The organism is Methyloceanibacter sp., assembly GCF_050728395.1.
Taxonomy (GTDB): Bacteria; Pseudomonadota; Alphaproteobacteria; order Rhizobiales; family Methyloligellaceae; genus Methyloceanibacter.
Window position 1 is genome coordinate 1 of record NZ_JBOHJB010000149.1, and the last position, 4,647, is coordinate 4,647.

A 4,647-nucleotide genomic window follows, 5' to 3' on the forward strand; every position below is an offset into this window, starting at 1 on the left:
GGCAGGGGGTGCTTGCCGGCATCAATGCCGCGCGCGCCGCGGCAGGCGCCCGCGATCCGTTCATCGTGACGCGCGCCGACGGCTATCTCGGCGTGATGATCGACGACCTTGTGACACGAGGCGTGGCCGAGCCCTATCGCATGTTCACGAGCCGCGCTGAGTATCGCCTTACGCTCCGCGCCGACAACGCCGACCAGCGCCTCACGCCGTTGGGCCTCGCCGCCGGCTGCGTCGGCAGCGAGAGAGCGAACGCCTTCGCCGCCAAGTCGAAGGCACTCAGCGAGGGCGAAGCATTGCTCAAGAGCCTCGCGCTCACGCCCGACGAAGCCGGCAAGCGGGGTCTTGTCGTCAATCGCGACGGACGCAAGCGCAGCGCCTTCGAGCTTCTCGCTTATCCCGACATCGACCTCGCCACGCTCACCCGCATCTGGCCTGAGATCGGAAATCTCGACAGCAAAATTGCCGAGCAGCTCGCCGTCGATGCGCGCTACGCGGTCTATCTCAGGCGTCAGGAGCTCGACATCGCCGCCTTCCGCAAAGAAGAGAGCGTCGTCATCCCGCTCGAATTTTCCTTTGACGGGATTGCCGGCCTGTCGACGGAGCTCCGGCAGAAGCTCGAACGCAACCGCCCTGCAAGCCTCGGTCAGGCGGCCCGCCTCGACGGCATGACGCCTGCCGCGCTCCTCCTGTTGCTTGCGCATCTGAAGAAGGGCTCGCGGTGGAAGACCGCCTGACCGCGACGGGCGCCAAACGCTCAAATCCCATCAGCGGCCCCGAACAGTTTGCGGAAGCCTATAAAGTTCCACGTGAAACAATCCACAGGCTTATTTGCTACGCCGACCTGCTGACCGAATGGCAGGACCGCGCCAACCTGGTCTCGGCCAAGACCCTGCCCCAGCTTTGGGACCGGCATTTCGCCGATTCCGCCCAAATCCTGAGGCTTGCGCCGGGCGCCCAAGTCTGGCTCGACCTCGGCTCCGGCGCGGGCTTTCCGGGCCTCGTGATTGCCATTTTGCAGGCGAATCACGCTAATTTCCGCATGCATCTGGTGGAGGCCACCGCCAAGAAGTGCGCGTTCCTTGCCGAGGTCGCCCGCGCCACGTCGGCGCCTGTGGAGATCCACTGCATGCGCATTGAGGAGCTGAGCAAGACGGCTACAAGCCTCAAGCCTGAGATCGTGACTGCGCGTGCGCTGGCACCTTTGCCGCATCTGCTCGAGCTCGCTGCACCGTGGCTTAGGTCGCGGGCGAGGGGGCTGTTCTTGAAAGGTCGCGACGCCGGCAAAGAAATCGAGTCCGCCAAACGGCGGTTCCACTTCACCTGCCATCTCCATCCAAGCATGACGGCGGACGTGTCCTACATCCTCGAGATCGGCGATCTCGCCAAGCGCGCGAAGGTGAAAGCGCGATGAGCCCTACCGGCCTGCGCCGCACGCGCGTGCTCGCGCTCGCCAATCAGAAGGGCGGCGTCGGCAAGACCACGACGGCAATCAATCTCGGCACCGCGCTTGCGGCCATCGGCGAGCGCGTGATGATCGTCGACCTCGACCCGCAAGGAAATGCGAGCACCGGTCTCGGCATCGATGAGCGCCACCATTCGACCTCAGACGTGCTGAGCGGGAAAGTGCCTTTCGCCGCCGCGCGGGTGGAGACCAATGTGCCGGGCTTGTCGGTGGTGCCGGCGACGATCGACCTCATGGCGTTCGAGCGCGAGTCGATGACCGCCTCCGGCCGTCACTATCGCCTGCGCGACGCCATCGCTTTGATGCTGGCGGCGGAGGACCCCGACAAGACCACCACCTACATCCTGATCGATTGTCCGCCGTCGCTCAATCTTCTCACCGTGAGCGCGCTCGCTGCGGCCGACGCCGTGCTCGTGCCGCTGCAATGCGAATTCTTCGCTTTGGAAGGCCTGGCGCAACTCTTGAGCACCGTCGAGGAGATCAGGGTGCGCCTCAATCCGAAGCTGCTTATCCACGGGGTGGTGCTCACCATGTACGATCAGCGCACGACGCTGGCCGACCAGGTGGTCGACGACGTGCGCCGGGTGCTCGGCGACAAGGTCTACGCCACCATCATCCCGCGCAATGTGCGCGTGGCGGAGTCGCCGTCGCATGGGAAGCCTGTGCTTCTCTACGATTACCGGTGCTCAGGCAGCCAGGCCTATATCAGGCTTGCGTCCGAGGTGATCGAGCGCGAGCGGCGGATGCGTGCGGCGTAGGTCTAGCGTCTCAAGCGGCGGCGGAAACAAGGAGGCCATCATGGCTGCGGGCATGCACAAGATGAGGCTCGGGCGAAGCCTTGCCTCGCTCATCGGCGAGGGCGAGGGCTCCGAATTCGGCGAGATGGAAGGCCAGCGCATCGTGGCGCTGGATACGCTCAAAGCCGGTCGTTTCAATCCCAGGCGAAATTTCTCGGAAGCTCAGATCGAGGAGCTTGCGGTGTCGATCCGCGAGCGCGGTCTGGTGCAGCCACTTGTGGTGCGCCCGGTGCGCGGCGAGCACGAAGCCTACGAGATCGTCGCCGGTGAGCGGCGCTGGCGGGCGGCGCAGCGCGCCAATCTGCATGAGGTGCCGGTGGTGGTGCGCGCGCTCTCCGACAAGGAAGCGATCGAGATCGCCATCATCGAGAACGTTCAGCGCGAAGACCTGAACGCCGTCGAGGAGGCCGAGGGCTATCGGCTGTTGATGGACGGCCACGGCTATACGCAAGAAGATTTGTCCAAGGTCATCGGCAAGAGCCGGAGCCATCTCGCCAACACGCTCCGCCTGCTCAAGCTGCCGGAGAGCGTGCAAGTCCTGTTGCGCTCAGGCGCTCTCAGCGCCGGCCACGCGCGCTGCCTGATCGGGCGCGCCGATGCCGCGGCGCTCGCCGAGCGTATCGTTAACGAAGGGTTAACGGTGCGCCAGGTCGAGGCCCTGGTTCAGGACCGGCCGGCAGAGCCGGCAAAATTGCGCAAGGCGAAATCGAAGAATGCCGACACCCGCGCCGCCGAGTCTGAGCTGATGGAGGCCTTGGGCCTCGACGTCGACATTCGCGCAGGCCGCGGCGAGAAGGGTGAGCTTCGCATTCGCTACACCAGCCTCGACCAGCTCGAGGATCTGCGCCACCGCCTGCTGCGCCGGCCGGCCTACCGCTAAGTCTCGATCGGAGTCGTTCAGGCCCGAGCGTGCAGCTTGCTCCATCCCTCCCCCTTGTGGGGAGGGACGACATCGCCAAAGGCGATGTCGGGGTGGGGGTCATCACACTTTCAGTTTGCGCAGTGTTTCGAGTGAGGCCGAACCCCCCACCCGACGCGCTACGCGCGTCGACCTCCCCACAAGGGGGAGGTATGAGGCCGTGCTCTGCCGAAGCCTTAAGCTGACGATTCAGATTTTATTAAAAGCTATCTGCTCGATTCGGCTGAACGGGGGAAAGCCGATGGGAGCAGGTTTCGTTCTTATTGGGGTTGTAGCCTTGGCTATTCTTTGCGCCGCCGCAGCACTTCCTCGTGGTTTGCTGATGGTGGCCTTCGTCACACTGATGGCCACAGCGGCGCTGGTCATCGCGTTTCAGGTCGCTCCGACCGGGAGCTCTCCGGCCGTCGTTCTGAATCACACGCGATAATATTTTTCTGGCGCCGGCTTCGCCTTGGCACCCTCTATCGCAGGTGTCGCCGTGCGGCCACGTAGATCAATGCCGCGGCAAGTGCGCCACCGCCGATGAGGTCAAGGACGAACAGCGCCCAGGATGATGCGCTCAGCATTTTTCCCCCTCCGCCCGATTGCGTCTTTTATGCGCGCGGCGGCTTAAGGAAGATTGAAACCCTCCCGGTGGGGACAGTCCTTCTCACCCTTCGCAGTATGGGCGGCGCGAGGCACCCCCACCCGGCGCGCTACGCGCGCCGACCTCCCCACAAGGGGGAGGTATGCGGCTGTGCCGGTGATCTGCGCCGTGCCTCGATTGCATCCAGACTATCGGGGGTAATGACGAGGGACGTTAGGTTTGAGCGATGCACCAGGCTCCATCCCTCCCCCTTGTGGGGAGGGACGAATCGCCGAAGGCGATGTCGGGGTGGGGGGTCACTCTCGTCTCAGTTCGTGCAGGATCAGGTCAAACACACTGTCAAGGTTCTCGACGATGTCATTGTTCCAGACACGGACGATCCTGAAGCCATCAGCGACTAAGACCGCATCTCGTCGAGCATCCGATAGCTCATGCCGTGGCCTTGAATGCTGACTCTCGTTGGCCATACCGCGATCATATGGCATCCCCCCACCCGGCGCGCCGCGCGCGCCGACCTCCCCGCGAGGGAGAGGTATGCAAGCTGAGGCTAATCGCCAAGGAATTGCTCGGCGCGGAACAGCGATTTGAACGGAACGCCGGCGGCGGCATAGAGCTCGGCGGCGCCCTCCTCGCGGTCGAGGATCGACAGGACCAGCGCGACGGTTCCGCCGGCCGCCCTCACCTCCTCGACGGCCTGCATCGCCGAGCCGCCGGTGGTGGTGACGTCCTCCAGAATGACCGCGGTCTTGCCCGCTAGGTCGAGGCCCTCGATGCGCTGCCTGGTGCCGTGGTCCTTCGGCGCCTTGCGCACGAAGAAGCCATGCAGCGGACGCCCGGCCTCGTGGCTGCGCATCGCCACCGGCGCGATGAGAGGAATGGCGCC

6 protein-coding genes and 1 pseudogene are annotated in these 4,647 nt (G+C 64.6%); 5 read left to right on the plus strand and 2 right to left on the minus strand.

The features are described 5' to 3' along the window. From ACREC7_RS15760 to ACREC7_RS15780, 5 genes and pseudogenes are all read left to right on the plus strand, one after another. Positions 1 to 734: pseudogene (locus tag ACREC7_RS15760) on the plus strand (tRNA uridine-5-carboxymethylaminomethyl(34) synthesis enzyme MnmG); the annotation flags it as partial. Further along, the gene (gene rsmG / locus ACREC7_RS15765) at positions 719 to 1,411 is read left to right on the plus strand and encodes a 16S rRNA (guanine(527)-N(7))-methyltransferase RsmG (protein ID WP_431556641.1); all 693 of its coding nucleotides are present in this window, start codon (positions 719 to 721) and stop codon (positions 1,409 to 1,411) included. The pseudogene ACREC7_RS15760 and the gene rsmG, both read left to right, overlap by 16 nt. Next, a complete protein-coding gene (locus tag ACREC7_RS15770) occupies positions 1,408 to 2,220 on the plus strand; it encodes a ParA family protein (RefSeq protein WP_431556642.1) in 813 nt (270 codons plus the stop codon). The genes rsmG and ACREC7_RS15770 overlap by 4 nt, the downstream gene beginning before the upstream one ends. A 40-nt stretch (positions 2,221 to 2,260) precedes the next feature. Then, entirely contained in the window at positions 2,261 to 3,139 is an 879-nt protein-coding gene (locus tag ACREC7_RS15775; protein ID WP_431556643.1) for a ParB/RepB/Spo0J family partition protein, read from the plus strand. 199 nt (positions 3,140 to 3,338) lie between these two features. Further along, positions 3,339 to 3,605 (plus strand): hypothetical protein, encoded by a 267-nt coding sequence (locus tag ACREC7_RS15780; RefSeq protein ID WP_431556644.1) that lies wholly within the window; start codon positions 3,339 to 3,341, stop codon positions 3,603 to 3,605. A gap of 455 nt (positions 3,606 to 4,060) precedes the next feature. Here ACREC7_RS15780 and ACREC7_RS15785 read toward each other — a convergent pair whose 3' ends face one another. Beyond that, the gene (locus ACREC7_RS15785) at positions 4,061 to 4,249 is read right to left on the minus strand and encodes a DUF559 domain-containing protein (RefSeq protein WP_431556645.1); all 189 of its coding nucleotides are present in this window, start codon (positions 4,247 to 4,249) and stop codon (positions 4,061 to 4,063) included. 62 nt (positions 4,250 to 4,311) lie between these two features. Further along, positions 4,312 to 4,647, minus strand: a 336-nt coding sequence (locus ACREC7_RS15790; RefSeq protein ID WP_431556646.1) for an orotate phosphoribosyltransferase, incomplete at its 5' end; no start/stop codon positions are given.

Excerpts from the sequence above, each read along its gene's own strand:
- ACREC7_RS15770 (WP_431556642.1), top strand. The coding sequence starts at position 1,408 with ATGAGCCCTACCGGCCTGCGCCGCACGCGCGTGCTCGCGCTCGCCAAT.
- ACREC7_RS15775 (WP_431556643.1), top strand. The coding sequence starts at position 2,261 with ATGGCTGCGGGCATGCACAAGATGAGGCTCGGGCGAAGCCTTGCCTCG.
- ACREC7_RS15785 (WP_431556645.1), bottom strand. The coding sequence starts at position 4,249 with ATGCCATATGATCGCGGTATGGCCAACGAGAGTCAGCATTCAAGGCCA.